A 24,722-nucleotide genomic window follows, 5' to 3' on the forward strand; every position below is an offset into this window, starting at 1 on the left:
CTGCATGATCCTTGCGACCGAGGCCGAATAAAGACCACACAACAATTCGAGCGCCGCGCCCGCAAAAGCGTGCGGCGCTGTATAGCCTTTTTACAGACGGCTTGCACAGGAAAAAGGCGCAGCGCCGCTTCGGCCAACGGGTGATAGAGTGCGAGCGGAAAACCGCACGCACGTCCTGTCATCCCGCCTTGGCGGCGCTCAGTTCCTTCTTCAGCGCATAGAGCGCATCGAGCGCCTCGCGCGGCGTCATGTCGTCGGGGTTCAGCGCCTTCAGCGCCTCGTCGATCTTGGAGTTTCCGGCGGGCTTCACCTCTTCACGACGGATCGCCACCTGGAACAGCGGCAGATCGTCGATCAGTTGGCTCGCCGGGTTCTTGCGATCGGCGTCCTCGAGCTTGGCTAGCACGTCCTTGGCGCGAGCCACGACCGAGGCCGGCAGGCCAGCGAGACGCGCGACCTGAATGCCATAGGAGCGGTCGGCGGCGCCCGGACCGACCTCATGCAGGAAGATCACATCGCCGTGCCATTCCTTGACGCGCATCGTCGCGTTCGAGAGACGGCCGAGTTTTTCCGAGAGCACGGTCAGTTCATGGAAGTGGGTGGCGAAGAGGCCGCGGCAGCGGTTCGCCTCATGCAGGTGCTCGACTGCCGCCCAGGCAATTGACAGGCCGTCGAAGGTGGCGGTGCCACGACCGATCTCGTCGAGGATCACCAGCGAGCGGTCGGTCGCCTGGTTGAGGATCGCCGCGGTCTCGACCATCTCGACCATGAAGGTCGAGCGGCCGCGCGCCAGGTCGTCGGAGGCGCCGACGCGAGAGAAGAGCCGGTCGACGATGCCGATATGGGCGCTCGCGGCAGGCACGAAGGTGCCCATCTGCGCCATGATCGCGATCAGCGCGTTCTGGCGCAGGAAGGTCGATTTACCGCCCATGTTGGGACCGGTGAGCAGCCAGATCGCACCGCCCTCTTCGCCCTCGGGCGGAGAGAGATCACAGCCATTGGCGACGAAGGCATTTGATGCCTGGCGCTTCAGCGCCTGCTCGACCACCGGATGGCGGCCGCCGTCGATGGCAAACATGCGCGAGCGGTCAACGGTGGGGCGGGCATAGGCCTGCTCCTCGGCAAGGACCGCAAGCCCGACCGAGACGTCGAGGGTCGCAAGCGCCAGTGCCGCCGCCTTCAACGTCTCGGCAGCAGCGACGACTTCTGCCGTCATCTGGTCGAAGGCTGCGAGCTCGATCGACAGCGCCCGGTCGGCGGCATTGGCGATCTTGCTTTCCAGCTCGGCAAGGGCCGTGGTGGTGAAGCGCATCGCGTTCGCCATCGTTTGGCGATGGATGAAACGGGCGCGGCCCTCGTCCGTGTCGGTCATCGAGCCGGCATTGCCGGCCGTCACCTCGATGAAGTAGCCAAGCACGTTGTTGTGCTTGATCTTCAGCGACTTGATGCCGGTCTCTTCGGAATATTGCAGTTGCAGCCCGGCGATCACCCGGCGCGACTGGTCGCGCAGGCCCCGGACCTCATCGAGCTCGGCATTGGCGCCTTCGCAGACGAAACCGCCGTCGCGCTTCAGAAGCGGCAGCTCGTCGCCAAGCGTCGCATCGAGCAGGCCGAGCAGGCCTGCGGGAAGCGCATCGATTGCGGCGCGCGCCTCCTTCAGTTCGTCCGAGAGCGTTCCCGCGGCCATCAGCCGTGAAATGGACGCGGATGCATGCAAGCCGGCCTGAATTGCGCCGAGATCGCGAGGGCCACCACGGCCGAGCGCCAGCCGCGACAGGGCGCGCGGCATATCCGGCGCGCGACGTAGCGCATCGCGCAGGTCGCCGGCAAAGGACGGCTGGTCCGCCAAAATCTCGATCGAGTCGAGCCTCTGGTTGATACGGTCCGGATCGGTCAGCGGCGACATCAGCCGCTCGGCAAGTAGGCGGGCGCCGCCGCTTGTCACCGTGCGGTCGAGCGCCTTCAGCAGCGTGCCCTCGCGCGCGCCGGACAGCGTCTTCACCAGTTCGAGATTGCCGCGGGTCGCCGGATCGATGAACAAGGTTGAGGCGGCACTTTCGCGCTCCGGCGTGCCGAGTGCCGGGCGTTCGGCAAGCTGGGTCTTCTCGACATAGGAGATCGCCGCGGAAGCGGCTGCGAGTTCCGCACGGGAAAACGTGCCGAAGCCATCAAGCGTCTTGACGCCGAAGTAGCGGCTGATGCGCCCTTCCGCCGTGGCGCTGTCGAACAAGACCGCCGGCTGCGGCACGGCAACGCGGCCGAGCACGTCGAAGACGGGCCTTAGTTCCGGGTCGTGAAACACGGTGTCTGCAAGGATCAGTTCGCGCGGCTCGATACGCAGGATGTCCGCAAGCAGCCGGCTCTCGGCGGTCTCGGCGAGGCGGAAGATGCCGGTCGAGATGTCGATCCAGGCAAGCGCGTAGGCAGGCTCGGACCCGCTCTTGATGCGCGCCAGCGCCATCAGATAGTTGGTCTCGGACGGCGAAAGCAGTTTCTCTTCGGTGATCGTGCCTGGTGTAACCAGGCGCACGACGTCGCGGCGCACCACCGACTTGCTACCGCGCTTCTTCGCTTCCGCCGGGTCTTCCACCTGCTCGCAGACAGCGACGCGGAAGCCGAGACCGATCAGTTTCTGCAGGTAATCGTCGGCCGCATGTACCGGCACGCCGCACATCGGGATTTCCTGACCCATGTGCTGGCCGCGCTTGGTGAGCGTGATGCCGAGCGCGCGCGAGGCTTCGACCGCGTCCTGGAAGAACAGCTCATAGAAGTCGCCCATGCGGTAGAACAGCAGCGAATCCGGGTTGTTCGCCTTGATCTCGATGAACTGTTCCATCATCGGCGTCGCCGTGGAACGGCTTTCCTCGCTCGCCAATTCGGCTGCGGATAAAACCTCCCCCGCGCGGGTCGAATAGTCTGTCACGAAATTCATGATTGTCCCGAAAAAAGAGATGGCACACTATCGCCAAGGAATTATAGACGACAACCATAAAGAGGCGCGCCGCAAGGCTCGCCCACAGGAGGATTGAGGAAACATGCCGGCCACCGACAAGACCGATCGCACCATGACGAGCGTCACCGCGCAGGAAGCGCTCGATTTTCACTCGCAGGGTCGTCCCGGAAAGCTGGAGATTTCTCCCACCAAGGCGATGGCCACCCAGCGCGACCTGTCGCTTGCCTATTCTCCGGGCGTCGCAGTCCCCGTGAAGGCGATCGCCGAGGACCCCAACACCGCCTATGACTACACGACGCGCGGCAACATGGTGGCCGTGATCTCGAACGGCACGGCCATTCTCGGCCTCGGCAACCTCGGCGCACTTGCGTCAAAGCCTGTCATGGAAGGCAAGGCCGTGCTGTTCAAGCGCTTTGCCGACGTCGATTCCATCGACCTTGAAGTCGATACCGAAAACGTCGACGAGTTCATCAACTGCGTGCGTTTCCTCGGGCCATCTTTCGGCGGCATCAACCTCGAAGACATCAAGGCACCGGACTGTTTCATCATCGAGCAGAAGCTGCGCGAGGTCATGGACATCCCGGTGTTTCATGACGACCAGCACGGCACGGCGATCATCGCCGCAGCCGGCCTCATCAACGCGCTGGCCTTGACCGGTCGCGACTTCAAGACGACGAAGCTCGTCTGCAACGGTGCGGGTGCGGCGGCAATCGCCTGCATCGAGCTCATCAAGTCGATGGGTTTTGCCTCTGACAACATCATCCTCTGCGACACCAAGGGCGTGATCTTCGAAGGCCGCACCGAGGGCATGAACCAGTGGAAGTCGGCGCATGCGGTCAAGACCGACCGCCGCACGCTCGCCGAAGCGCTCGACGGCGCCGACGTGGTCTTCGGCCTCTCGGCCAAGGGCGCCCTTTCGGAAGACATGGTGCGCTCGATGGCGCCGCGGCCGATCATCTTCGCCATGGCCAACCCGGATCCGGAAATCACGCCGGAAGAAGTCGCCCGCATCCGCGACGACGCGATCGTCGCCACCGGCCGTTCTGACTATCCGAACCAGGTCAACAACGTGCTCGGCTTCCCCTATATCTTCCGTGGCGCGCTAGACGTGCGCGCGACGACCATCAACGACGAGATGAAGATCGCAGCGGCTGAAGCGCTGGCGAGCCTTGCCAAGGAAGACGTTCCTGACGATGTCGCCGCAGCCTACCAGGGCAACCGTCCGCGTTTCGGTCCGCAATACATCATCCCGGTCCCCTTCGATCCGCGGCTGATTTCGGCGATCCCGATGGCGGTCGCGAAGGCGGCGATGGAAAGCGGCGTCGCCCGCAAACCGATCACCGACCTCGAAGCCTATGGCCGCCAACTCTCCGCCCGCCGCGACCCGATCGCCTCGACGCTGCAGCGCATCTACGAGCGCGTCCGGCGCCAGCCGAAGCGCATCGTCTTTGCAGAGGGCGAAGAGGTGCAGGTCATGCGTTCTGCAATCGCCTATGCCAACCAGCAGCTTGGCACCGCCATCCTGCTCGGCCGCGAGGAGCGCATGCGCGAGACGGCAGAGCGCGAGGGCATCGACCTCGACCGCCCCGGCATCCAGATCGTCAATGCGCGGCTTTCCAAGCGCGTCGGCGCCTATACGGACTATCTCTATGCCCGCCTGCAGCGGAAAGGCTTCCTCTTCCGCGACGCCCAGCGCCTGATCAACAACGACCGCAACCACTTCGCCGCCTGCATGGTGGCGCTCGGTGATGCCGACGGCATGGTGACGGGCCTGACCCGCAACTATTCGACGGCACTCGAAGACGTGCGTCGCTGCATCGACCCGAAGCCCGGCCACCGCGTCATCGGCGTCTCGATCGCGCTCTGCCGCGGCCGCACGGTGCTCGTCGCCGACACGGCGGTTCACGACATGCCCTCTTCGGAGGAGCTTGCCGATATCGCCGAGGAAGCGGCCGGCCTCGCCAAGCGGCTTGGCTACGTGCCGCGCGTGGCAATGCTTGCCTATTCCACCTTCGGCCATCCCCAGGGCGAACGCTCTGAGCGGGTGCGCGAAGCGGTCAATATCCTCGACAAGCGCCGCGTCGATTTCGAATATGACGGCGAGATGGCCGCCGACGTGGCGCTCAATGCTCGCGTCATGGAGCAATACCCGTTCTGCCGCCTCTCGGGCACGGCAAACGTGCTCGTGATGCCGGCGTTCCACTCGGCATCGATTTCGACCAAGATGCTGCAGGAACTCGGCGGCTCGACGGTGATCGGCCCGCTGCTCGTCGGGTTCGACAAGTCGATCCAGATCGTCTCGATGTCGGCCAAGGATTCCGACATCGTCAACATGGCGGCGATCGCGGCCTACAACGCCGGCATGTAGGACCGGCATTGCCGGTCCGGCGGCTGCTTCATTCTGGTGCAGCCGCCTTCATTCGGGTCAACGCGCGATCTCGATTGGTAGCAATTCGATACAACTATAAAGAAGAAAAGCCCGCTTTCCGAAAAGGAGGCGGGCTTAATAACAGGCAATGCATTTATGTTTAAGGTAATGAAAGACGGAGTCTTGGGAACCCTATACCTGTCGACCCCCGGAAGATCGGCAGTTTCTCCATTTATTTTCTCTATTCGTTCGTCATGAAATTAGAGAAGAACATGACAATACATGTCTCTCTTTCGACCTTGAAAGTCAAATTCATCATTAATAATTGGTTAACCTCACCGGGACCCGGTCAGGAGGCGGCGCCACCGAAACGTCCGGCATCTGCGCCGTAGTAGTTGAGGTAGCGGCCCGAGATATTGCTGATCGGCAAAACGATCAGAACGTCGGTGGTGCGGAACGCATGATCGACCACGGCGCCATCGCCGACCATCGCGCCGAGGCGCATATAGCCCTTGATCAACGGCGGCAGAGCGGCGAGCGCCTTCTTGGCATTGATCGCCTCGGCCGGCATCAAATCCATCGTCCGGTGCAGCTCGGGCCGTGCGCTGACGGCCCAGTCGTCGCGGGCGCGGATGTTGTGGTGCAGGAAGGACAGCGCCAGCGCGTGCTCGGCCGGAACGACACCCGGGAACGAACCGCAGCCGAACATCGCGTCCATGCCGTATTTGAGCGCATAGGCCCAATTGCCCTGCCACAGGAGTTCGACCGTGCGCTTGGTCCGGTAGTCCGGCAGGACGCAGGAGCGGCCGAGCTCCATGAAGCGCTTGGTCGGATGACGGGCGAGAAGCGCGTCGATCGCGAATTCGGAAGACGAGTAAAAGCCGCCGGAGCGCTCAGCCACATCCTGGCGCAGCAACCGGTATGTCCCGACGATCTGATCTTCGGCGTCGCCTTCGATCGAGGTGTCGAGAACCAGCAGGTGGTCGCAGATCGCGTCCCAGCTGTCGACGTCACGCTTGCGCCGATCGGCCTCGGGGCCGACCTGCGCCTTCATCTCCTCGACGAAAACCTTGTAGCGCACGGCCTGGGCAGCATCGATTTCCGATGCCGTGCGGGCAAGGCGCGTCTCAAGATTGGCGATCCGGCCAAGCACGTCGGTCGTCGGGACGGCAGCTTTCGTGCCGATGCAAGCCTGAGAAGTGTCAACCACGTTCGCTGAATCCAGTAGCTCGATGGCCATCCGCGTCATCCCGAATCAAATCTGTCTGCGGGGGCTTAGACCACGTTTCTGCAACAACATAGTGACATGAAAGTTGCGTACAACCCCCGCCGCCCGATCAATACCGTAACCATCGCAAGAGTTACCGTTTGCGTAGCAGACGCGCGATCTCCGAGGTCAGCACCTGCGGGTCGGCCGGCTTCGCCAACACCACATCGGCGCCGGCGGCAAGCAGGCGGTCGCGCATATCCTCGCGGATATCGGAAGTCAGCACGATGACCGGCAACCTTGGCAAGGAGCGTATTGCCTCGTCATTACGGATGTGCCGCATCATGGAAAGCCCGTCGCCACCCGGCATATTGAGGTCGGTGACCAGAAGTTCCGGCAAGGCGTTTCCGGCAGGGGCTCGCAGCGTCTCGGCGACCCCCGCGAAGTCGCTGACGAGCTGCACCGCGTGTCCCGAACGCTGCAACAGCGTGCGGATGATCAACGCATTGATCGGATCGTCCTCGGCCAGCAGGATGCCGTGTCCCGGCCGGCGGACGGGTTCAACGACGGGCTCCTCGCGCAGGACCGGCCTGTTGTCGTTGATCGCGTCGCGTTTTTCGATGCCCTTCAGGCGCCCGAGCAGCACTTCGATCAGCGACTTTTCGCGCAAGGGCCGGATCAGCCAGGCCTCGTAGCCATCCATCTGGTTGACGGGGTGGCTGTTGCGCTCCTCCGGATTGATCAGATAGGTACGGCGAACCTCCAGCCGGCCGATGGCCGGCTGGAGTGCGAGGAGCTGCTCGTACTGCTGCGCATGCCGGTGGTCGACGATCACGTCGGTGAGCGGCGCGCCACCTGCCTGCACATCGGCAAGAACATGCTGGGCTGCGGCAAGCGTCGTTGCGCGGTGACAGCGCCCGCCAAGCGTCGCGATGGTTGCCGCCAGCGCCGCCGAGGCCGGTCCATCGGGAGCCATGACCAGCACATGCGACCCGGCGAGGGTGGAGCGGCGCTCCGACGCAATCGCCTCGACTTCGGCAAGCGGCAGGCGGATTTCAAAGCGGCTGCCGCGGCCGGGCGCGCTTGCGGCCGTGAGACTGCCGCCGCAGGCCTGCATGATGCGCCTGGAGATCGCGAGGCCGAGCCCTGTGCCCTTGGCGCGTTGCTCGTCGTTGCCGGCCTGCTCGAACTCCTCGAAGATGCGCTTCAGGTCGTCGGGCGACATGCCCGGCCCCGTATCGTCGATACGGATCCGCACGCAATCCTCGATCGTGTCGGCGCTGACGAAGACCCCGCCGACTTCCGTGAATTTGACCGCGTTGCCGATGACGTTGAAAAGCACCTGGCGCAGACGCGCCGCATCGAAGGCCATCAGCGCGGGCACGTCGACGGAAACGGTGGCGCCGATCTCGATGCCCTTCTCGTGGGCGCGGTTGGAGAGCATTTCCACGACGCTCTCGATCACGCCGCGCGGATCCTGGCGGCTGGGGCGAAACTGGAAGCGGCCGGCTGAAAGCGACGAGAAGTCGATCAGGTCTTCGACGAGCTGGACCAGAGCGTGGCCGGATTGCTGCATGCCGGCGAGATAGTTCTGCTGCTCGCTCGACAGGCGGGTCTGGCCGAGCAGATGGCTCATGCCGAGAATGCCCGAAAGCGGCGTGCGGATCTCGTGGCTGACGGTGGCGAGCAGCCGCGACTTTGCCTGGCTCGCCTCCTCGGCCCGCCGGCGCGCCGCCTCACGCTCGCGCGCGGCGCGCGCTTCCTCGGTGACATCGCGCGCAATGCTGTGACGCATGAGCTTGCCGCTCGCCGGATCGCGGGCGATCACGTCATGCCAATCGAAAAGGCGGATGCCTTCGGCCGCGGCGATGCGCACGAGGTAATGATTGGGCGCAGCCTTCGGCTCGAAGCTCAGCCCAAGGGCGCCGCAGGCCATGCCCCGGACATCCGATCGGCCGCAGACCTGATGGAAGACAGCATTGGCGTGGACGATCTTTCCGTCCATGCCGCGCATGATCGCAAGGTCACCCAGCGCATCGTGAATGGTCGAAAGCAGCGCCGAGGTTTCGGAGCGGTGCCAATCCTGGTCCCGCTCCACCTCATCGGAAACCGGCACGCTATCAAACGCGCGGATGGCTTCGACGGCGAGCAAAAGCGCACCGACCACGCCGGCCGCGGCAATCGCCGCGGCGAACAGGTGGAAGCCGGCAGTCATGCCGACGACGAGGACAAGGCCGGAAGCGACCAGGCCGAGCAGCGCCATGGATACGTAACTAAGCGCAGAGCGCGCGCCGGAAGCCGGCTGCGCCGACACCTGACGGGACGCCGGCCCATCGAGCGGGAGCGCCGAAACCGACGCAGCCTTACCCGCCCGGGCGTCTCTCCCGAAGCCGGTTTCGATCCGCTCTATCAGTCGTGACGGTTCGCTCATGCGTTCCGGCTAACACGACAGGCGTTCCGAATGGCTTCAAGGCTTCGATAAAATCTTAGCGATCCGCTTTTTTCGCGTGCAGCAACTCGTCAAGAATGATCGCGCCGGCGCCGATGGTGATGAAGGTATCGGCCAGATTGAAGACGGCGAAAGACCACGTCTCCGTATAGAACAGGATGTAGTCGATGACGTAGCCGAAGAGCAGCCGGTCGACGAGGTTTCCGAGCGCGCCGGCGATGATCAGCGCATAGCCGAAATGGGCGAAGAACCGATCCTTCGGCGTGCGCTTCCACAGCCAGAGCACAAATGCGCAGACGGTGAGCCGCATGCCGACGATGAACCAGCCCTCCATGCCTGACAGCATCGAGAAGGCGACGCCGTAGTTGTAGGTGCGGTAGAGCGCCAGCATCGGCACGACATGGACCGCCTGATTGAAGGGCAGGTAAAGCTCGACTAGATACTTGATTACTTGGTCGGCGATGAGCGCGAAGACGATGAAGACCGCGATCGGCAGCGGCCGCGAAAACAGCACCTGCTTCTCGCTCATGCGCGGGCATCCAGGGTCAGAAGGTGGCGGCGCGCCTCGAACAGCATGATGCCGGTGGCAATCGCCAGATTGAGCGAGTCGGCACGGCCGGCCTGCGGGATGCGGGCAAGCGCACCGGCTTCTCGAGCGAGTTCCTCCGGCAGACCCGACTGCTCGTTGCCCATCAGAAGCACGACTGGCTTGGTCTTGTAGTCAATGGTGCGATAGTCGACAGCGCCGGCGAGATGGGTCGCGACGACCTTCACGCCGGCGGATTTCTGCCAGCGGATGAAGTCCTCGACGCTGGCGCGCGCCACCGGCATGGCAAAGACCGAGCCCATGGTCGCACGCACGGTTTCTAGCGAAAACGGATCGGTGGTCTCGCCGACGAGAATGACGCCGGAAGCGCCGGCGGCATCGGCGGTGCGGATGACGGTGCCGAGGTTGCCGGGATCGCGGACGCGGTCGAGCGCCACATAGGTTTCGCCCAGTTGCGGCTTCAGGTCCTTCAGCGACTGGTAACGCTGCTCGAAGATGCCGACGACCATCTGCGGATTGTCGCGCCGGGTGATCGTCGACAGCACTTTCTCGCTGACTTCCAGCACCAGGCCGCCCTTGGCGAAGGTCTTTGCCGCCACCTGCTCCACGTGCGGCTTGCCCTTGGCCGCCTTGGCATAGATCAGCGTCTTGATCTTCCAGCCAAGGTCGAGCGCGTCGATCACCAGCTTCAGGCCCTCGGCCATGAAGGAGCGCGTCTCGTCGCGGTGCTTCTTCTGCGTCAGCGCGCGGATGTCCTTGATGATCGGGTTGGTGAGGCTCGTGACCTCCTTCACCTGACCGACACGACCGGTGCCGTGTTCGCTTCTGTCGTTCGTCATTGCGGTACCCAGCGGCTGAAGAGTGAGGTCGAAAGCGCCCTGCCCGGCTCGCGGCCGTCAAGCCCGCCCTCGCGGATGATGAGCTCGCCCGACTCCACCCGGCCGCCGTGGCCGCGCATCGTCTCGCGCATCAGTTCATGGATCGAGTAGAAGCTCGCCCGGATCGAATAGGCCGTCAGCACCAGGCCGCGTGCCTCCGGCGACAGGATCTCGCGGCAGATGTCGAGCATCGCCGCCAGATGGTCGAAAAGCTGCCAGACCTCGCCGTTCGGCCCGCGGCCGAACTTCGGCGGGTCGGTCAGGATGATGTCGTAGCGGCTGCCGCGGCGTTCCTCGCGTTGGATGAACTTCATCGCATCGTCGCAGATCCAGCGGATCGGCAGGTTTTCGGCCCGCGCCAGCTGCTGGTTTTCGCGCGCCCAGCCGATTGCCTTCTTGGAGGCGTCGACATGGGTGACCTCGGCTCCGGCCCTGGCGGCGATCAGCGAGGCGACGCCGGTGTAGCCGAAGAGGTTCAGTACCTTCAGCGGCCGCCCTGCCCTTTCCACCTGATCCTTCACCCAGCTCCAGTGCGCGAGCTGTTCCGGGAAGACACCGACATGGCGGAACGAGGTGAAGCGTCCGTGGAAATCGGTGCCGAGAAGCTGCATCGGCCAGGTCTCGCCGAGCACGGCGCCAGGAAAGCGCCAGCGCCCCATGCCGTCTTCGTCGGTGTCGCCGGTGAAGATCGCGTCGGCTTTTTCCCAGACGCTATCGGGCAGGCTGCGCGGCCAGAGCGCCTGCGCCTCGGGGCGCACGATGCGGTAGGGACCGTATTGCTCAAGTTTTTCGCCGGCGCCGCTATCGATCAGGTGATAGCCGGATGCGTCCGACGTTTCGAGAATGAGCGGTATGCGCTCGGCCGGCTTTTCGCCCGTTCGCCGCGCGATCACCCGCGCCGGCGTTTCCTGTGCAGGATACTTTGCTGGCTTCTCGCGCGTCTCCGCCGTCTGTGCTGCCGCCGGTCGCGCCGGCCGTTCCTTGAAGCCGCCGCCCTTCGGCGGTGCCGGACGCTTCTGATCGTGGCGGCCACCGCCACGCGCTTCGGCACCGCGGCCCTTGGCCGTCGTCACGGAGGCATTCTTCGACCGCCGGTCCTTTTCCTTCACGCTGAAATCCCTGGGCTTTGTTAGTGCATGGGCCGCCTGCCTGCGCAGTATCCGGGACGGGCCGGCGGACGCCATGAGGTTTGTCGCCGCAGCCTGAAGCCGCGGCATCTCTTGAAGCTGCAAATAGCATCGCTGATGCTCTTGGCAAAGCCGTTTCCGTTTTGCGAAGATAACGCGCAAGAACCCGCTGCGAATTTTCTTGGGCTGGAACCGGCTTCGCGACAAAATTCCGCGGCAGGTCTAGTGTGTCGAAGCGACATTTGCGCGTCGATATCGGGCGCGCGGCGCCGCATGGGGGAGGAAAACGCATGGACATGACCGGCGAAGAGCGGATTGCGGCTGGGCGCGACGCGGTGTGGCGCGGCCTCAACGACCCGGAAATCCTCAGGCGATGCATTCCCGGGTGCCAGTCGCTGGAGATGACGTCGCCAACCGAGCTTGCGGCCGTGGTGAAGATCAAGATCGGCCCGGTCTCGGCCTCCTTCACCGGCAATGTCGTGCTCTCCAATCTCAATCCGCCGCAGAGCTATACGATCTCGGGCGAAGGAAAGGGCGGCATCGCCGGCTTTGCCAAAGGCGGCGCCGACGTCGCCTTAACAGCGGACGGGGACGAAACGGTGCTGCGTTACGACGTCAAGGCGGAGATCGGCGGCAAGCTCGCGCAACTCGGCTCGCGCCTGATCGACTCAACCGCCAAGAAACTGGCGCAGCAATTTTTCGCCGATTTTAGCGCCGCCGTCGGCGGTACGGCGGAAGCTGCGAGCTAAAGAGGCGACGCGGACCGAACGGGCGCCCGTCTCGGTCTTCGCAGGCTTGTGAACTTCTAATCAGTTCTGCGGCGCTGCGAGCGTCGCCTGGGTTGCGAGCTTTTCCGCCTGGCTGCGGTGTTTCTCCGCCTCGCGGTGCCACTTCACTGCTTCGTTCGCCTCGTTGCGCGCGCGCCGCCGGTACTTGCCCTGGCTGAACCAGGTCGCGGCGGCACCGAGGATGACGCCGACGATGACCGCAAGGAACAGGAAGACGAAGAACGGCGCGCTCACGGAAAGCACGCTGTCTTCCGGCCGGAAGGGGTTCAGCGCCAGCGTTACGCTCTGGCGGTTGGCCACGCTCAGCACAATCAGGATGATAGCGACCGGCACGAGAACAACGATGTTGATCAGTTTCTTGAACATTCAATCGCTCCATCTCGCCGACGCCCGTGCGCTTTGCCGGACGCTTGCCGGCAACGGGCCTCGTTTAAAGGGGTCGTTAGGGGTCTCTGGCGACCGCCAAGGATGATCAATCCTCGTCTTCGCCGTTCATGCCCGGGTTGAGCCGCTCGCGCAGTTCCTTGCCGGTCTTGAAAAACGGTACCCATTTTTCCTCGACGAAAACGGAATCGCCGGTGCGCGGGTTGCGCCCCGACCGCGACGGCCGGTTCTTGACCGAGAAGGCGCCGAAGCCACGCAGTTCGACCCGGTTGCCTGCAGCGAGCGCGTCGGTGATCTCATCGAGGACCGCGTTGACGATATTTTCGACGTCGCGGTGGTAGAGATGCGGATTGCGAGCCGCAACAATCTGCACCAGTTCTGACTTGATCACTGTCGCCCCCTCAAATTCTTGTTTGTTTTGCTTTTTCGGTCTGCATTGTGATTTCCGCAAGGCGGTGCGCGGCATTTGCAAAATCACCGACATCGCTCGACGGCTCAGGCTGGGTATATGTCGCCTTGCTCATTGGCCATCAACCTGCCAAACCGAAACAAGACCGTCAAGAAACAACTTGTCGCCTGCAATTTTTTCGAGCCCGCTCATTGCCGGAAAAGCGTCATATCCCAACATCTTGATCCAGTTGCCGACCAGCGCGCCGAGGCCAAAAGGCAGGGTCTTGCGCGGGGCTTCCCAATCGACGATCGGCAGGTCCTTCGACACCTTTTTCTCCGTGAGGAAGGCGCGAATTTCGTCCTCGCCGCCGAGCTTGTCGACGAGCTTGGCCTTTAGCGCCTGGCGACCGGTGAAAATGCGTCCGTCGGCGAGCAGCAACGCATCGGGACGCGGCAACTTGCGGCGGTCGGCAACCAGGTCGACGAACCAGGCGTAGCTGTCGTCAATCATCGACTGGATCATGGCCTTCGCCTCGTCGCTCGCCGGATGGAAGGGCGAAGGTTCCGCCTTCAGCGGCCGCGACTTGATCGATTCCAGGGAGACGCCGAGCTTGTCCATTAACTCCTTGACCTGCGGATACTGGAAGATGACGCCGATGGAGCCGGTGATCGAGCTCTCACCGGCAACGATCGTATCGCCGCCGAGCGCGATCATGTAGCCCGCCGAGGCGGCAAGCGTGCGCACGTCGGAAACGACCGGCTTCTTGGCCGCCACCTTGCGGATCGCCTTATAGATAACCTCGCCGCCATAGGTGGTGCCGCCCGGCGACGAAATGGTCACGACCAGCGCCTTGACGCTATCGTTGTCGGCAATCTTCTGCAGGCGCTCGAGCAGTTCGCGGTCATCCTGGATCAGGCCGGTGATGGCAACGCGCGCCACATGCTGCCTGTTGTGGCCGACGTCGTCGGCAGCCCCCGACCAGGCAAAGATCGCGAGCGCGACGAGGAGAAGCAGCCCCGCGACCACAAAGCGCCAGAAGCTCAACTTCCGGCGCAGGCTGCGGCGATCGGCGATGGCGAGTTCGTCCATGTGGGTTTCTCCCGATTTGTTGGCGCTGCTTCTGTCAGTTTCCGCGGGAACGTGCTATCTGCGCGCGAAGAGGCATATTCCATAGACGCGCTTGACCACGGTTGAAAGCCGCGGCTGGCGTTTTTGCGCTTCACCCGAGTTTTTTTGCGGCGCCATTGTGCGTCAGCAAAAAATATCCATATTTGCGACGACTTACACCAATGTATGTAAATGACCCCCACGTTGGGTCAGCGACAAAAGCAGTAGAACCGACAGGCCCTTCCATGTTGAACCACGCGCCAGCCCCGGGCATCTTTGCCGATACGGGTGCGAGCTCCGCCGACGCCTATGCGCTCGCCGCACGGCATTCCGCGCGCGTGCGCCGCCTGAAGATCATCCTGCCGATCATCGCCGGCGTCATTGCCGTCATTTTTGCCGCCGTGTCCTTCGTGCGCGCTTTCATGCCCGTCGACCTGCAGATCGAGACCGCGACGATCGAGGACGGCAAGATCGTCATGAAGAATCCGGCGATCTCCGGTCGCAACAAGCAGGGCATCAGCTACTCGATGAAGGCCCAGCGGGCGCTTCAGGATATCGCCAACCCCGACATCATCACGCTGCAGACGATCCACGCAGAAATGCCGATGAAGGATTCGATGATAGCGACCGTCGACGCCACCAACGGCATCTATGATCGCGGCGCCAACACGCTCGACATGAACGCCCCGTTCACCATTTCCGTCAATAATGGCATCAACGCCGACTTCCAGTCGGCCTATCTGGACATCAATGCCGGCGAGATGGAAACGAAGCAGCCCGTTGCGATCAGCATGAAGGGTGGTTCGATCATTGCGCAGACGCTGCGAATGACGGATAAGGGACGTATTGTAATTTTCGAGGGTATGGTGAGGGTCAACGTCGAGCCCGCCGCCATCCGCAAAAACGCGAAATAGGACCCGGTGCACTCCATGTCGGTCACAACCGCATCATTTTTCAAGATTTCCGCCAGCCTGGCCATTGCCGGAGCGGGCGCTTTGATTATTGCCTCCGGCGCTTTTGCGCAGGCCACGTCGAGCAAGATGAAGGGCCTTGAGCTGTCCAACGACAAGCCGATCCAGATCGAGAGCGACAAGCTCGAAATCAAGGACCCGGAAAGCAAGGCGATTTTCACCGGCAACGTCAAGGTCGTGCAGGGCACGACGACGCTGCAGGCCGGCAATATGGTCGTCTTCTACAAGTCCGGCGGCGGCTCGGTTTCGAGCGGCGACGCCGACATCGACCGTATCGAGGTCAGCGAGAAAGTATTCCTGAGCTCCGGCACGCAGCAGGCGACGGCCGATACCGGCTCGTTCGACATGACCAAGCAGGTCTTCGTTCTCAAGGGCGACAAGGTCGTCCTCTCCGAAGGCAAGAACGTCTTCGTCGGCTGCCAGCTCAACGTCCAGATGGAAACCGGTGAGGCCCAGCTCGAAGCCTGCGGCGGCCGCGTGCAGATCCAGCTCGACCCGAAGTCCCGCAAGACGAACTGACGTAGACCGCTCGTGCAACTTCCCTTCCTCCACAAGCGCAAACGGGTCCGCAAGCCGTCGGCGACCACTGCGGTCGCTTCCGGCCATGCGGTCGACAAGGCGCGCTATGACGGCACCCTGATTGCCCGCGGACTGACCAAGGCCTATCGCGAGCGTCGGGTCGTCAACGGCGTTTCGCTGGTGGTGCGGCGCGGCGAGGCCGTGGGCCTGCTCGGGCCGAACGGCGCCGGCAAGACCACCTGCTTCTACATGATCACCGGCCTCGTCCCCGTCGACGAGGGCTCGATAGAGATCAACGGCAACGACGTGACAACCATGCCGATGTACCGGCGTGCACGCCTCGGCGTGGGCTACCTGCCGCAGGAAGCGTCGATCTTCCGCGGGCTGACGGTCGAGGAGAACATCCGCGCCGTGCTCGAGGTTCACGACAAGAACCTGGAGCGGCGCGAAAGCAAGCTCAACGACCTGCTCGGCGAGTTCAACATCACGCATCTGCGCAAGTCGCCGGCGATCGCGCTTTCTGGCGGCGAACGCCGCCGTCTGGAAATCGCCCGCGCGCTTGCGACCGACCCGACCTTCATGCTGCTCGACGAGCCCTTTGCCGGCGTCGACCCGATCTCGGTCGCCGACATCCAGGCGCTTGTCCGGCACCTGACCTCGCGCGGCATCGGCGTGCTGATCACCGACCACAATGTCCGCGAGACGCTCGGCCTCATCGATCGCGCCTACATTATCCATGCCGGCGAGGTGCTGACGCATGGTCGCGCCAACGACATTGTCACCAATCCTGACGTGCGCCGGCTCTATCTCGGCGACAATTTCAGCCTCTGAGACCGCCTCGCGGGCGATTCCGCCCGCGAACGCGCTTGACCAAACCTTTCCGATAAGCAATTTTTGGGCCAATTAAGAAAAGGGCCCGACCGGCGACCGGAGAAGCACCGCGGCCCCTGGAGATTTCTCGGGAGTTTCGCGTCAGCATGGCCCTGTCCGCCAGCCTTCATCTGCGCCAGTCCCAGTCCCTGGTGATGACGCCACAGCTCATGCAGTCGATCCAGCTGCTGCAGATGACGCATCTTGAGCTCAACCAGTTCATCGCCCAGGAAGTCGAAAAGAACCCGCTGCTCGAATTTCAGGCAAATGACGATCAGGTCGCCCCGGAGCAGGGCGGGATGGCCGGCGGAGACGAGAGTGGCGGAAGCGACGACGGCGGCCAGGCGGATCTCTATGACAGCGCCACGTCGCAAAGCGGCGAGCGGCTCGACGACCAGCTCGATGCCGATTTCGCCAATGTCTTCCAGGACGACACCACGCCGCAACGCGCCGATGCGCCGGAACTGCTTGGCCAGTGGAAATCGATGCCCGGCAGCGGCGAGGGCGACGATTACGACCTCGACGATTTCGTCGCCGGCCGCAAGAGCCTGCGCGAAACGCTCCTGGAGCAATTGCCCTTCGCGCTGCCGGCTCCTTCCGATCGACTGATCGCGCAGCATCTCATCGACCAACTCGACGACGCCGGCTACCTGCAGGCGGACCTCGGCGAGGTCGGCGAACGGCTGGGTGCCGCCCATGCCGATGTCCTCAGGGTGCTGCTGACGCTGCAGCAGTTCGATCCGCCCGGTGTGTTTGCCCGCTCGCTCGGCGAGTGTCTCGCCATCCAGCTGCGCGCCCGCGACCGGCTCGATCCGGCGATGGAGGCGCTGCTTGCCAATCTCGAACTCCTGGCGCGGCGTGATTTCGCGACGCTGAAGAAGATCTGCGGCGTCGACGAGGAAGACCTGATCGACATGCTGGCGGAAATCCGCAAGCTCGACCCGAAGCCCGGCACCAGCTTCGAGACCAGCGTCAGCGAGGCGATCGTGCCCGATATCGTCGTGCGGGCAGCGCCCGACGGCTCATGGATGGTCGAACTCAATCCGGATGCGCTGCCGCGCGTTCTCGTCAACCAGGACTACTTCGCTTCGGTGTCACGCGGCACGCAGAAAAACAGCGCCGACCAGGCCTTCCTCAACGAATGCCTGCAAAATGCCAACTGGCTGACGCGCAGCCTCGACCAGCGCGCCCGCACGATCATGAAGGTCGCCACCGAGATCGTGCGCCAGCAGGACGCGTTCCTCGTCAACGGCATCGGGCACCTCAGGCCGCTGAACCTCAAGACCGTCGCCGACGCCATCAAGATGCATGAATCGACCGTCAGCCGCGTCACCTCGAACAAGTACATGCTGACGCCGCGCGGGCTGTTTGAGCTCAAGTATTTCTTCACCGTCTCGATCGGCTCGGCCGAGGGTGGCGACAGCCATTCGGCGGAATCCGTGCGCCACAAGATCCGCACGCTGATCCACGAGGAGAGCACCGAGGCGGTGCTTTCTGACGACGACATCGTCGACGTCCTCAAGAAGGCCGGCATCGATATCGCGCGGCGCACGGTCGCCAAATACCGGGAAGCGATGAATATCCCCTCCTCCGTGCAGCGCCGGCGGGAGAAGCGCGCGCTCGCCAAGGCCGCCGGTTTCTGAGCACCGGAAGTTAAGGCGCATTAACTTTTTTGCGACCTTCGATTGACTCTCTCCGACACAGACGATATGAGCCCGCCGCAATTGCCGGGGACTGCTCACCCCGGAAGCCTCCGGTGCGACCGGTGGCTGCGACAGAGGCGCGCTCGCAAGTCTGAAAGGCTTGGATGACGGGACCGCTTGGAATAGACTGGCTGCGCAAATCACGAACGAGAGAGGAAACTCCATGAGTGTGCGTGTATCCGGTAAACAGATGGAAATCGGCGATTCGTTCCGCGCCCGCATTGGCGAGCAGATCGAGCAGGCCGTTACCAAATATTTCGACGGAGGATATTCAAGCCAGGTCACTGTGGAAAAATCCGGGCCGCGCTTCAGCGCCGACTGCAAGCTTCATCTCGATACGGGCGTGGTAATGCAGGCGAACGGCCAGGCGAACGATCCACAGGCTGCGTTTGACGCGGCGTCGGATCGCATCGAAAAGCGTCTGCGTCGCTACAAGCGCAAGCTGAAGGATCACCACAACGGCAACGGACAGAACGCTGCCGAGGTGGCTTACACAGTGATGGATTCGGTGCCGTTCGAGGACGACGAAGTTCCCGAGGATTATGCGCCGACCATCGTGGCTGAGAGCTCGAAACAATTAAGGACGATGTCTGTCGCAAGCGCCGTGATGGCGCTCGACATGACGGACGAACCCGTCCTGATGTTCCGCACTCCCGGCAAGGCCGAACTGAATATCGTCTACAGGCGCAACGATGGAAATATTGGCTGGATCGATGCTGCCAATATCAAAGCATGAGCGAAAAAAGAGGGATGCCGGCGTGCCGGCGTCCCTCTCCCGCAACTCAGCGGCCAGGCCGGAAATGTGACTTTTCTGTGCATGGGATCCGCCATGACAAAGATGGTTAGAGCCATTGCGACGCATTTGTGATGATGTTGTCCGGCTCTAACCGGCGAACGAGGACAAAAGAATGGCATTGGCAGGTCTACTGCATCAAAATGCGATCATCCCGGCCATGAGGGCCAACTCGAAAAAACAGCTCCTTCAGGAATTGGCGGCAAAAGCTTCTAAGATCACCGGGGTTCCCGAGCGTGAAATCTTCGACGTGATCCTGCAGCGCGAGCGCCTTGGTTCCACCGGCGTCGGCAACGGCATCGCCATTCCGCACGGCAAGCTCAACAATCTCCCCTCGATCATCGGCATTTTCGCGCGTCTCGACACGCCCGTCGATTTCGAGGCGCTCGACGACCAGCCGGTCGATCTCGTATTCCTGCTGCTCGCTCCGGAAGGCGCCGGCGCGGACCACCTCAAAGCCCTGTCGCGTATCGCCCGCGTGCTTCGCGACCAGGACATGGTCGCCAAGATCCGCTCGAGCGATTCCGCCAGCGCGATCTACACGCTGCTCGACGACGACGCGACCTCGCACGCGGCCTGAGCTTGAACAACGGGGCGCATCCGGCAGGATGCGCACAGTCGCTCGAAGCCTGCTTCAGTAGAGCTGACGCCTGTTCAAATGATCAATGAAAATCCGGAACAGGGCACCCTGGCTCGAAATGCCGAGCCGGCGATAGATGTTCTTGCGGTGGATGCGAACCGTGCCCTCGGCGATGTTCATCACCTTGCCGATCGACAGGTTGCTGTGGCCCCTAAGGATGAGGCGCACGATGTTGCGCTGCTGCTTGGTCAGCCGATCTGAACACAGGCTTTCGAACGCCGCCTCCATCGCATCGTCGCCCTCCTCGGAGGGCGACGGCGCAATCGTCTGGCCCTGCTGGCGCCAGTTCGACCTGATGGCCTCGCGCACGATCGGCTCGTAGACGCGCAGCCTGGCCAGCTCCGTCTCGCTGAAAGGCTCGCCGCCGCGGCCGCGCATCAACGAGTAGGTCGCCTGCAGGCCGCCATCGAGCGGGATGACGAAGCCCACCTCCTCGACGAGAACGCCGGATTCCATCGACACGCAGGGATGCACTTCCGCCGACGACGAGAAGTCGGACAGGAAGAACTGGTCCGGCGCAAGCTCGCGCATTCGCCAGAGCCCTGCCGGCTGGCCGGCACAACAGGCGACGTAAAAGGGATCGAGCAGGTAGGCGCCGCCGAGATAGGCGGAAAGCGCACTTGCCGACACCTTGGCCGTATAGCCGTCATGCAGGACGATCGGCCTTGCATCGTAAGGATAGGCAAACGCGACCGAGAGATCGAAGCCGGTGACCGATCGGAGCATCCGATCGAGCGCTCGGCCGAAATCTTCCGTGCCGATCAGGCCGATCATCGCCGAGATATCGGCGGACTCGCTTGCGAGCATTCCCTTGTCATCCCCCAACCCTACGTATCCCCCATGGGATATCGACAGCCCCTCACTCGTCAACAATAATTCCAGGGGAGTGAGAAACCGGATCCGTCGCGGGTCGTCATCGGCGACCGCTGCGAAGGATGCGCCAAGGGGAGGATTAAGATGGCAGGCAGGCTTTCAGGCAAGGTGGCGCTGATCAGCGGTGGCGCGGGAGGCTGCGGTCTTGCCGCATCCGAGCTGTTCGCGCGCGAAGGCGCCAAGGTCGGCATCGTCGATCTGCCGCGCAGCAAAGGCGAAGAGGTGGCCGCCTCGATCCGCGCCAACGGCGGCGAGGCGATTTTTGCCCCGGCCGACGTCTCGGTGTCGGCCGAGGTGACGTCCGCCGTCAAGGCGGTTGAAGCGGCCTTCGGCGCCATCACCGTGCTCTTCAACCACGCCGGCATCCTCGCCGTCGGTCCCTTCCTCGAAACGGAGGAGGACGAGTGGGACCGGCTGATGGCGGTCAATGTGCGCAGCATGTTCCTGATGACCAAGGCGGTACTGCCAGGCATGCTTGCGGCCGGCGGCGGCAGCATTGTCTGCACCTCGTCGATTTCGGCCGTGGCCGCAACACCGATGGAGGTGCTCTATGACACCACCAAGGGCGCCTGCCACATGTTCGCCCGCGCCATCGCCGTGGAATTCCGCGACCGCGGAATCCGCTGCAACGCCGTCTGCCCGGGCTTCATCGCCACCGACCACGGCAAGCGCGAGCTCGTCGGGCTCAGCAAATACGGCGTCGACGTTTCGGAAGCGGCGATCGCCGCGCAACAGGGCCGCATGTGCGATCCGAAGGAAGTGGCGAACGCGGCATTGTTTCTGGCGAGTGACGAGGCGAGCTTCATCAACGGCACGCATCTGTTCGTCGACAATTGCTTCACCGCGGTTTGAGGGAGGGGAAAATGCTTCAGGCAGGTGGCCACTGGCGCAACTGGGTCGGAAACCAATCATGCATCGTGCGCCATCGCGGCGCGCCGGAGAGTGAGGCGGCACTTGCCGAAATGGTGCGCGAGGCAACCGCGCAAGGGCTGAACGTTCGCTGCGCCGGTTCCGGACATTCCTTCACGCCAGTGGCGCTTACCAGCGGGCTACAGCTGACACTCTCGAGCATGCAGGGCGTCGTCAACATCGACAGCACCCGCAAGCGCGCGGCGGTCAAGGCCGGCACCACCATCAACCAGCTCGGCAAGGTGCTGAAGGAGAACGGCCTGTCGCTGATCAACCAGGGCGATATCGACAGCCAGGCGCTAGCCGGCGCGCTGACGACCGGCACACATGGCACCGGCGCCAGGCTCGGCAACATGGCCTCGCAGATCGTCGGCATGCGGCTGGTGCAGCCGGACGGCAGCATCCTCGTGGTCGACGAGACCACGCCGGATCTGCTGGAGGCGGCGCGCGTCTCGGTCGGCATGCTCGGCGTGATCTCGGAGATCACATTACAGGCGATGGAAAGCTACAATCTGCATGAAAAGCTCTGGCGCTGCACCTTCGACGAAATGATCGAACAGCACGACGAGCTTGCCGCCAAGCACCGCCACTTCGGTTTCTTCTGGTGCCCGGTTCCGGAGAGCCGCCAGTGCTACTGCCTGCCGGACACGGCCTCGGTGTCGACCACGGACAAGACCTCCGACGTCTGCGAGATGAAGGTGATCGACATCACCGAGGAAGCGCCGATGGAGCGCGGGTTCGAGAAGATCGCCTATTCCTCGGAGATCTACCCGATCGAATACGTGCCGAACTTCCACGAGCTCGAATATGCGGTGCCTGTCGCCCACGGCAAGGAAGCGGTAAAGGCGGTGCGCAAGCTGATGCTGGAAAAGCACCCGACCTGCATCTACCCGATCGAGTATCGCTTCACCGCCGGCGACACCGGCTGGATCAGCCCCTTCTTCGAGCAGGATTCGATCACGCTTTCGGTTTCGGGCGAACCGGGCACCGACTATTGGGAATATCTGAAGGACGTGGACACGATCCTCAGGCAGTACGGTTCGCGGCCGCACTGGGGCAAGCTGCATTTCCTCGGCGCCGAGGATGTGACGGCGCTCTACCCCCGAGCGGGCGATTTCCGGGCACTGAGGGCCAAGGTCGATCCCGAGGGACGTTTCCTCAACGATCACCTGCAGCAACTGTTCAGATAGCGCCGCCGAACGAACGCACACCGCTACGCTTAGCCCAAACAAGAACGCCGCGCGAAGTTCGCGCGGCGTTCTTGTTGAATTCTGATCAGCAGGATCAGGCGGTCGGCGCGTCGCCGTTTTCGCCAGCGACGACCTTGGGGCCGCCCTTGGAAACGCCGACCATGGCCGGACGCAGGACGCGGTCGCCGATGGTGTAGCCGGCCTGGACGACCTGCAGCACCGTGTTGTTCGGCACATCCGCATTCGGGATTTCGAACATCGCCTGGTGGAAGTTCGGGTCGAACTTCTGGCCTTCCGGCTCCAGCTTCTTGACGCCGTGGCGCTCAAGCGCCGAGAGCATCGAGCGCTCGGTCATCTCCACGCCTTCGATCAGCGTGTTGAGACCGGCCTCACCGGCTTCCTTGGCTTCCGCCGGAATGGCATCGAGCGCGCGGCGCAGGTTGTCAGATACCGCCAGCATGTCGCGGGCAAAGCCAGCGACGGAGTAGGACTTGGCATCCTTGACGTCGCGTTCGGTGCGACGGCGCAGGTTGTCCATTTCGGCGGCAAGCCGAAGGTACTTGTCGCGCAGCTCGGCGCTTTCGGCCCGGGCGAGTTCCAACGGATCGGGCTCGGCAACGGCTGCTGCCTCGGCAGCGTCCGGTGCGGCGTCGAATACCTCGTCGGTGGCCTCGGGTCCGTGCTTGTTCGTATCGTCGGTCATGACGTTCTCCGCAGTGTCGTCTCTATTGTCCTTCGCATTTCCACGCCGCAAGCGCGAGCCTGCGTTTCAGCAAAAATGCTTAGGGACTGGATTTGAAGCCGATATCGAGGTTTGGGGCCGAAAAATCAAGGGTTCAATCGCGCTCCTACAGCGCCGCGCGTCTTATCAGACGCGCAAAGGTCGCTGTAGCACTTTGATTTGCTGCATGTCCTTGTCCTTCATCGAGATCGATCAATGAGACATGCAACGACTAAAAGCGCCCTTAGCGCGAAAGCCGCGACATCAGCTGCGCGGTATAATCGACCATCGGAACGATGCGCGAGTAGTTGAGCCGCGTCGGCCCGATGACGCCGACGGCGCCGACGATGCGGTCCTCGCCATCGCGATAGGGCGCGACGATCAACGACGAGCCGGAAAGCGAAAACAGCTTGTTTTCCGAGCCTATGAATATCCGCACACCAGGGCCGCTTTCGGCGAGATCGAGCAGCTCGATCATGCTGTCCTTCTTTTCGAGATCGTCGAACAGCATTCTGAGCCGGTAGATGTCCTCGGCACCCTCGAGGCCTTCGAGCAGGTTGGCGCGGCCGCGCACGATCAGGCGCGCCGGCTTCTCGTCGCCCTCGTTGCACGACCAGATGGCGAGACCGCGCTCGACAAGATCCTGCGACAGCGCGTCGAGCTCGCCGCGCACCGTCAATTTCACCTTTTCGAGCTGCGCCCGCACCTCGGCGATCGTCTGTCCGGCGAGATGGGCGTTGAGGAAGTTCGCCGCTTCCGTGAGCTGCGAACTGGTGACGCCGGCCGGCAGCTCGATGATGCGGTTTTCCACCTGGTCATGTTCGCCGACGAGCACGGCCAACGCCTTGGTCGGCGCCAGGCGGATGAACTCGACATGCTTCAGCACTGGATCGGCCTTGGCGGTGATGACGAGACCCGCGCCGCGCGACATGCCCGACAGCATCTGGCTCGCTTCGGTCAAAAGCGTATCGACCGGCTGGGTATGGTCGTCGCGCCGGACATGGCGGTCGATCGAGGCGCGATCTTCGGGCGATAGATTTCCGACTTGCATGAAGGCGTCGACGAAGAAGCGCAGGCCCGTCTGGGTCGGCAGGCGACCGGCGCTGACATGCGGCGAATAGATGAGGCCGAGATCTTCGAGATCGCTCATCACGTTGCGCACGGAGGCAGGCGACAGCGCCATTGGCAAAAGCCGCGACAGGTTGCGCGAGCCAAGCGGCTCGCCGCTCGTCAGATAGGTCTCCACGATGCGACGGAAGATTTCGCCCGAGCGCTCGTCGAGCGCCGCGGCGATTTCCTTTGCTCCGGGATTGCGCAGTACCATGTCACTCCAC

22 protein-coding genes are annotated in these 24,722 nt (G+C 63.2%); 10 read left to right on the forward strand and 12 right to left on the reverse strand.

The genetic code is table 11. From position 1 onward, the window contains the following. Window positions 1–178: 178 nt before the first annotated feature. Window positions 179–2,932, reverse strand: coding sequence for a DNA mismatch repair protein MutS (mutS, locus tag ASE71_RS32150; protein WP_060519767.1), 2,754 nt, complete (start codon window positions 2,930–2,932; stop codon window positions 179–181). Window positions 2,933–3,035: 103 nt separating this feature from the next. Here mutS and ASE71_RS32155 point away from each other — a divergent pair, with 103 nt between their 5' ends. Next, a complete protein-coding gene (locus tag ASE71_RS32155) occupies window positions 3,036–5,321 on the forward strand; it encodes an NADP-dependent malic enzyme (RefSeq protein WP_060519765.1) in 2,286 nt (761 codons plus the stop codon). Between the two features lie 349 nt (window positions 5,322–5,670). Here ASE71_RS32155 and ASE71_RS32160 read toward each other — a convergent pair whose 3' ends face one another. The 5 genes from ASE71_RS32160 to ASE71_RS32180 form a co-directional block, all read right to left on the reverse strand. After that, on the reverse strand, window positions 5,671–6,561 hold the full coding sequence (locus tag ASE71_RS32160) for a GNAT family N-acetyltransferase (RefSeq protein ID WP_034797430.1): 891 nt from the start codon (window positions 6,559–6,561) through the stop codon (window positions 5,671–5,673). Window positions 6,562–6,682: 121 nt separating this feature from the next. Further along, window positions 6,683–8,959, reverse strand: a complete 2,277-nt coding sequence (locus ASE71_RS32165; protein ID WP_060519762.1) for a hybrid sensor histidine kinase/response regulator — start codon at window positions 8,957–8,959, stop codon at window positions 6,683–6,685. 55 nt (window positions 8,960–9,014) lie between these two features. Next, window positions 9,015–9,506, reverse strand: a complete 492-nt coding sequence (lspA, locus tag ASE71_RS32170; protein WP_060519760.1) for a signal peptidase II — start codon at window positions 9,504–9,506, stop codon at window positions 9,015–9,017. Continuing rightward, window positions 9,503–10,363, reverse strand: coding sequence for a TrmH family RNA methyltransferase (locus ASE71_RS32175; RefSeq protein WP_043615629.1), 861 nt, complete (start codon window positions 10,361–10,363; stop codon window positions 9,503–9,505). Before ASE71_RS32175 ends, lspA begins: the two co-directional genes overlap by 4 nt. Further along, the gene (locus ASE71_RS32180; protein ID WP_060519891.1) at window positions 10,360–11,511 is read right to left on the reverse strand and encodes a class I SAM-dependent rRNA methyltransferase; all 1,152 of its coding nucleotides are present in this window, start codon (window positions 11,509–11,511) and stop codon (window positions 10,360–10,362) included. The genes ASE71_RS32175 and ASE71_RS32180 overlap by 4 nt, the downstream gene beginning before the upstream one ends. A gap of 308 nt (window positions 11,512–11,819) precedes the next feature. Between ASE71_RS32180 and ASE71_RS32185 the strand changes: the two genes are divergently transcribed. Then, window positions 11,820–12,278 carry an SRPBCC family protein gene (locus ASE71_RS32185; protein ID WP_060519758.1) on the forward strand — a complete coding sequence of 153 codons (459 nt, stop codon included), beginning with the start codon at window positions 11,820–11,822 and terminating at the stop codon, window positions 12,276–12,278. A gap of 60 nt (window positions 12,279–12,338) precedes the next feature. Here ASE71_RS32185 and ASE71_RS32190 read toward each other — a convergent pair whose 3' ends face one another. From ASE71_RS32190 to sppA, 3 genes are all read right to left on the reverse strand, one after another. Next, the gene (locus tag ASE71_RS32190) at window positions 12,339–12,683 is read right to left on the reverse strand and encodes a lipopolysaccharide assembly protein LapA domain-containing protein (protein WP_034797442.1); all 345 of its coding nucleotides are present in this window, start codon (window positions 12,681–12,683) and stop codon (window positions 12,339–12,341) included. A 106-nt stretch (window positions 12,684–12,789) separates the two neighbouring features. After that, the gene (locus tag ASE71_RS32195) at window positions 12,790–13,185 is read right to left on the reverse strand and encodes an integration host factor subunit beta (RefSeq protein WP_370689537.1); all 396 of its coding nucleotides are present in this window, start codon (window positions 13,183–13,185) and stop codon (window positions 12,790–12,792) included. A 36-nt stretch (window positions 13,186–13,221) separates the two neighbouring features. Further along, window positions 13,222–14,181, reverse strand: coding sequence for a signal peptide peptidase SppA (gene sppA, locus ASE71_RS32200; protein ID WP_034797445.1), 960 nt, complete (start codon window positions 14,179–14,181; stop codon window positions 13,222–13,224). 263 nt (window positions 14,182–14,444) lie between these two features. Here sppA and lptC point away from each other — a divergent pair, with 263 nt between their 5' ends. From lptC to ptsN, 6 genes are all read left to right on the forward strand, one after another. Further along, window positions 14,445–15,113: an LPS export ABC transporter periplasmic protein LptC gene (gene lptC / locus ASE71_RS32205; RefSeq protein ID WP_034797447.1), complete on the forward strand. Its 669-nt coding sequence runs from the start codon at window positions 14,445–14,447 to the stop codon at window positions 15,111–15,113. 15 nt (window positions 15,114–15,128) lie between these two features. Further along, window positions 15,129–15,689, forward strand: coding sequence for an LptA/OstA family protein (locus ASE71_RS32210; protein ID WP_034797449.1), 561 nt, complete (start codon window positions 15,129–15,131; stop codon window positions 15,687–15,689). 12 nt (window positions 15,690–15,701) lie between these two features. Beyond that, window positions 15,702–16,520 (forward strand): LPS export ABC transporter ATP-binding protein, encoded by an 819-nt coding sequence (gene lptB / locus ASE71_RS32215; RefSeq protein WP_034797451.1) that lies wholly within the window; start codon window positions 15,702–15,704, stop codon window positions 16,518–16,520. A 194-nt stretch (window positions 16,521–16,714) separates the two neighbouring features. Beyond that, window positions 16,715–18,202, forward strand: coding sequence for an RNA polymerase factor sigma-54 (gene rpoN / locus ASE71_RS32220; RefSeq protein ID WP_413814661.1), 1,488 nt, complete (start codon window positions 16,715–16,717; stop codon window positions 18,200–18,202). A gap of 223 nt (window positions 18,203–18,425) precedes the next feature. Further along, window positions 18,426–18,998 (forward strand): ribosome hibernation-promoting factor, HPF/YfiA family, encoded by a 573-nt coding sequence (gene hpf, locus ASE71_RS32225; protein ID WP_034797455.1) that lies wholly within the window; start codon window positions 18,426–18,428, stop codon window positions 18,996–18,998. A 172-nt stretch (window positions 18,999–19,170) separates the two neighbouring features. After that, window positions 19,171–19,635 carry a PTS IIA-like nitrogen regulatory protein PtsN gene (ptsN, locus tag ASE71_RS32230; protein ID WP_034797457.1) on the forward strand — a complete coding sequence of 155 codons (465 nt, stop codon included), beginning with the start codon at window positions 19,171–19,173 and terminating at the stop codon, window positions 19,633–19,635. Between the two features lie 54 nt (window positions 19,636–19,689). Here the strand turns inward: ptsN and ASE71_RS32235 are convergent, their stop codons facing one another. After that, complete coding sequence (locus ASE71_RS32235) at window positions 19,690–20,502, reverse strand: helix-turn-helix transcriptional regulator (RefSeq protein WP_060519754.1); 813 nt, start codon at window positions 20,500–20,502, stop codon at window positions 19,690–19,692. 150 nt (window positions 20,503–20,652) lie between these two features. On the opposite strand from ASE71_RS32235, the gene ASE71_RS32240 reads away from it, so the two are divergent. Continuing rightward, on the forward strand, window positions 20,653–21,420 hold the full coding sequence (locus tag ASE71_RS32240) for an SDR family NAD(P)-dependent oxidoreductase (RefSeq protein ID WP_060519753.1): 768 nt from the start codon (window positions 20,653–20,655) through the stop codon (window positions 21,418–21,420). A gap of 11 nt (window positions 21,421–21,431) precedes the next feature. Further along, on the forward strand, window positions 21,432–22,667 hold the full coding sequence (locus ASE71_RS32245; RefSeq protein WP_060519751.1) for a D-arabinono-1,4-lactone oxidase: 1,236 nt from the start codon (window positions 21,432–21,434) through the stop codon (window positions 22,665–22,667). A 94-nt stretch (window positions 22,668–22,761) separates the two neighbouring features. On the opposite strand, the gene grpE is transcribed toward ASE71_RS32245, so the two are convergent. Further along, entirely contained in the window at window positions 22,762–23,370 is a 609-nt protein-coding gene (gene grpE / locus ASE71_RS32250) for a nucleotide exchange factor GrpE (protein ID WP_034797465.1), read from the reverse strand. Between the two features lie 262 nt (window positions 23,371–23,632). Then, entirely contained in the window at window positions 23,633–24,712 is a 1,080-nt protein-coding gene (gene hrcA, locus ASE71_RS32255; protein ID WP_060519749.1) for a heat-inducible transcriptional repressor HrcA, read from the reverse strand. Between the last annotated feature and the right edge of the window lie 10 nt (window positions 24,713–24,722).

It is taken from the genome of Ensifer sp. Root954 (genome assembly GCF_001429005.1).
Classification (GTDB): Bacteria; Pseudomonadota; Alphaproteobacteria; order Rhizobiales; family Rhizobiaceae; genus Ensifer; species Ensifer adhaerens.

Coding starts and splice junctions, on each gene's coding strand:
- ASE71_RS32245 (WP_060519751.1), top strand. CDS start 21,432: ATGCTTCAGGCAGGTGGCCACTGGCGCAACTGGGTCGGAAACCAATCA.
- ASE71_RS32155 (WP_060519765.1), top strand. CDS start 3,036: ATGCCGGCCACCGACAAGACCGATCGCACCATGACGAGCGTCACCGCG.
- lspA (WP_060519760.1), bottom strand. CDS start 9,506: ATGAGCGAGAAGCAGGTGCTGTTTTCGCGGCCGCTGCCGATCGCGGTC.
- ASE71_RS32175 (WP_043615629.1), bottom strand. CDS start 10,363: ATGACGAACGACAGAAGCGAACACGGCACCGGTCGTGTCGGTCAGGTG.
- hrcA (WP_060519749.1), bottom strand. CDS start 24,712: ATGGTACTGCGCAATCCCGGAGCAAAGGAAATCGCCGCGGCGCTCGAC.
- lptC (WP_034797447.1), top strand. CDS start 14,445: ATGTTGAACCACGCGCCAGCCCCGGGCATCTTTGCCGATACGGGTGCG.
- ASE71_RS32185 (WP_060519758.1), top strand. CDS start 11,820: ATGGACATGACCGGCGAAGAGCGGATTGCGGCTGGGCGCGACGCGGTG.
- ASE71_RS32195 (WP_370689537.1), bottom strand. CDS start 13,185: ATGTCGGTGATTTTGCAAATGCCGCGCACCGCCTTGCGGAAATCACAA.
- ASE71_RS32165 (WP_060519762.1), bottom strand. CDS start 8,959: ATGAGCGAACCGTCACGACTGATAGAGCGGATCGAAACCGGCTTCGGG.
- mutS (WP_060519767.1), bottom strand. CDS start 2,932: ATGAATTTCGTGACAGACTATTCGACCCGCGCGGGGGAGGTTTTATCC.
- ASE71_RS32210 (WP_034797449.1), top strand. CDS start 15,129: ATGTCGGTCACAACCGCATCATTTTTCAAGATTTCCGCCAGCCTGGCC.
- ASE71_RS32190 (WP_034797442.1), bottom strand. CDS start 12,683: ATGTTCAAGAAACTGATCAACATCGTTGTTCTCGTGCCGGTCGCTATC.
- ASE71_RS32240 (WP_060519753.1), top strand. CDS start 20,653: ATGGCAGGCAGGCTTTCAGGCAAGGTGGCGCTGATCAGCGGTGGCGCG.
- hpf (WP_034797455.1), top strand. CDS start 18,426: ATGAGTGTGCGTGTATCCGGTAAACAGATGGAAATCGGCGATTCGTTC.
- grpE (WP_034797465.1), bottom strand. CDS start 23,370: ATGACCGACGATACGAACAAGCACGGACCCGAGGCCACCGACGAGGTA.
- sppA (WP_034797445.1), bottom strand. CDS start 14,181: ATGGACGAACTCGCCATCGCCGATCGCCGCAGCCTGCGCCGGAAGTTG.
- ASE71_RS32235 (WP_060519754.1), bottom strand. CDS start 20,502: ATGCTCGCAAGCGAGTCCGCCGATATCTCGGCGATGATCGGCCTGATC.
- ASE71_RS32160 (WP_034797430.1), bottom strand. CDS start 6,561: ATGGCCATCGAGCTACTGGATTCAGCGAACGTGGTTGACACTTCTCAG.
- ptsN (WP_034797457.1), top strand. CDS start 19,171: ATGGCATTGGCAGGTCTACTGCATCAAAATGCGATCATCCCGGCCATG.
- rpoN (WP_413814661.1), top strand. CDS start 16,715: ATGACGCCACAGCTCATGCAGTCGATCCAGCTGCTGCAGATGACGCAT.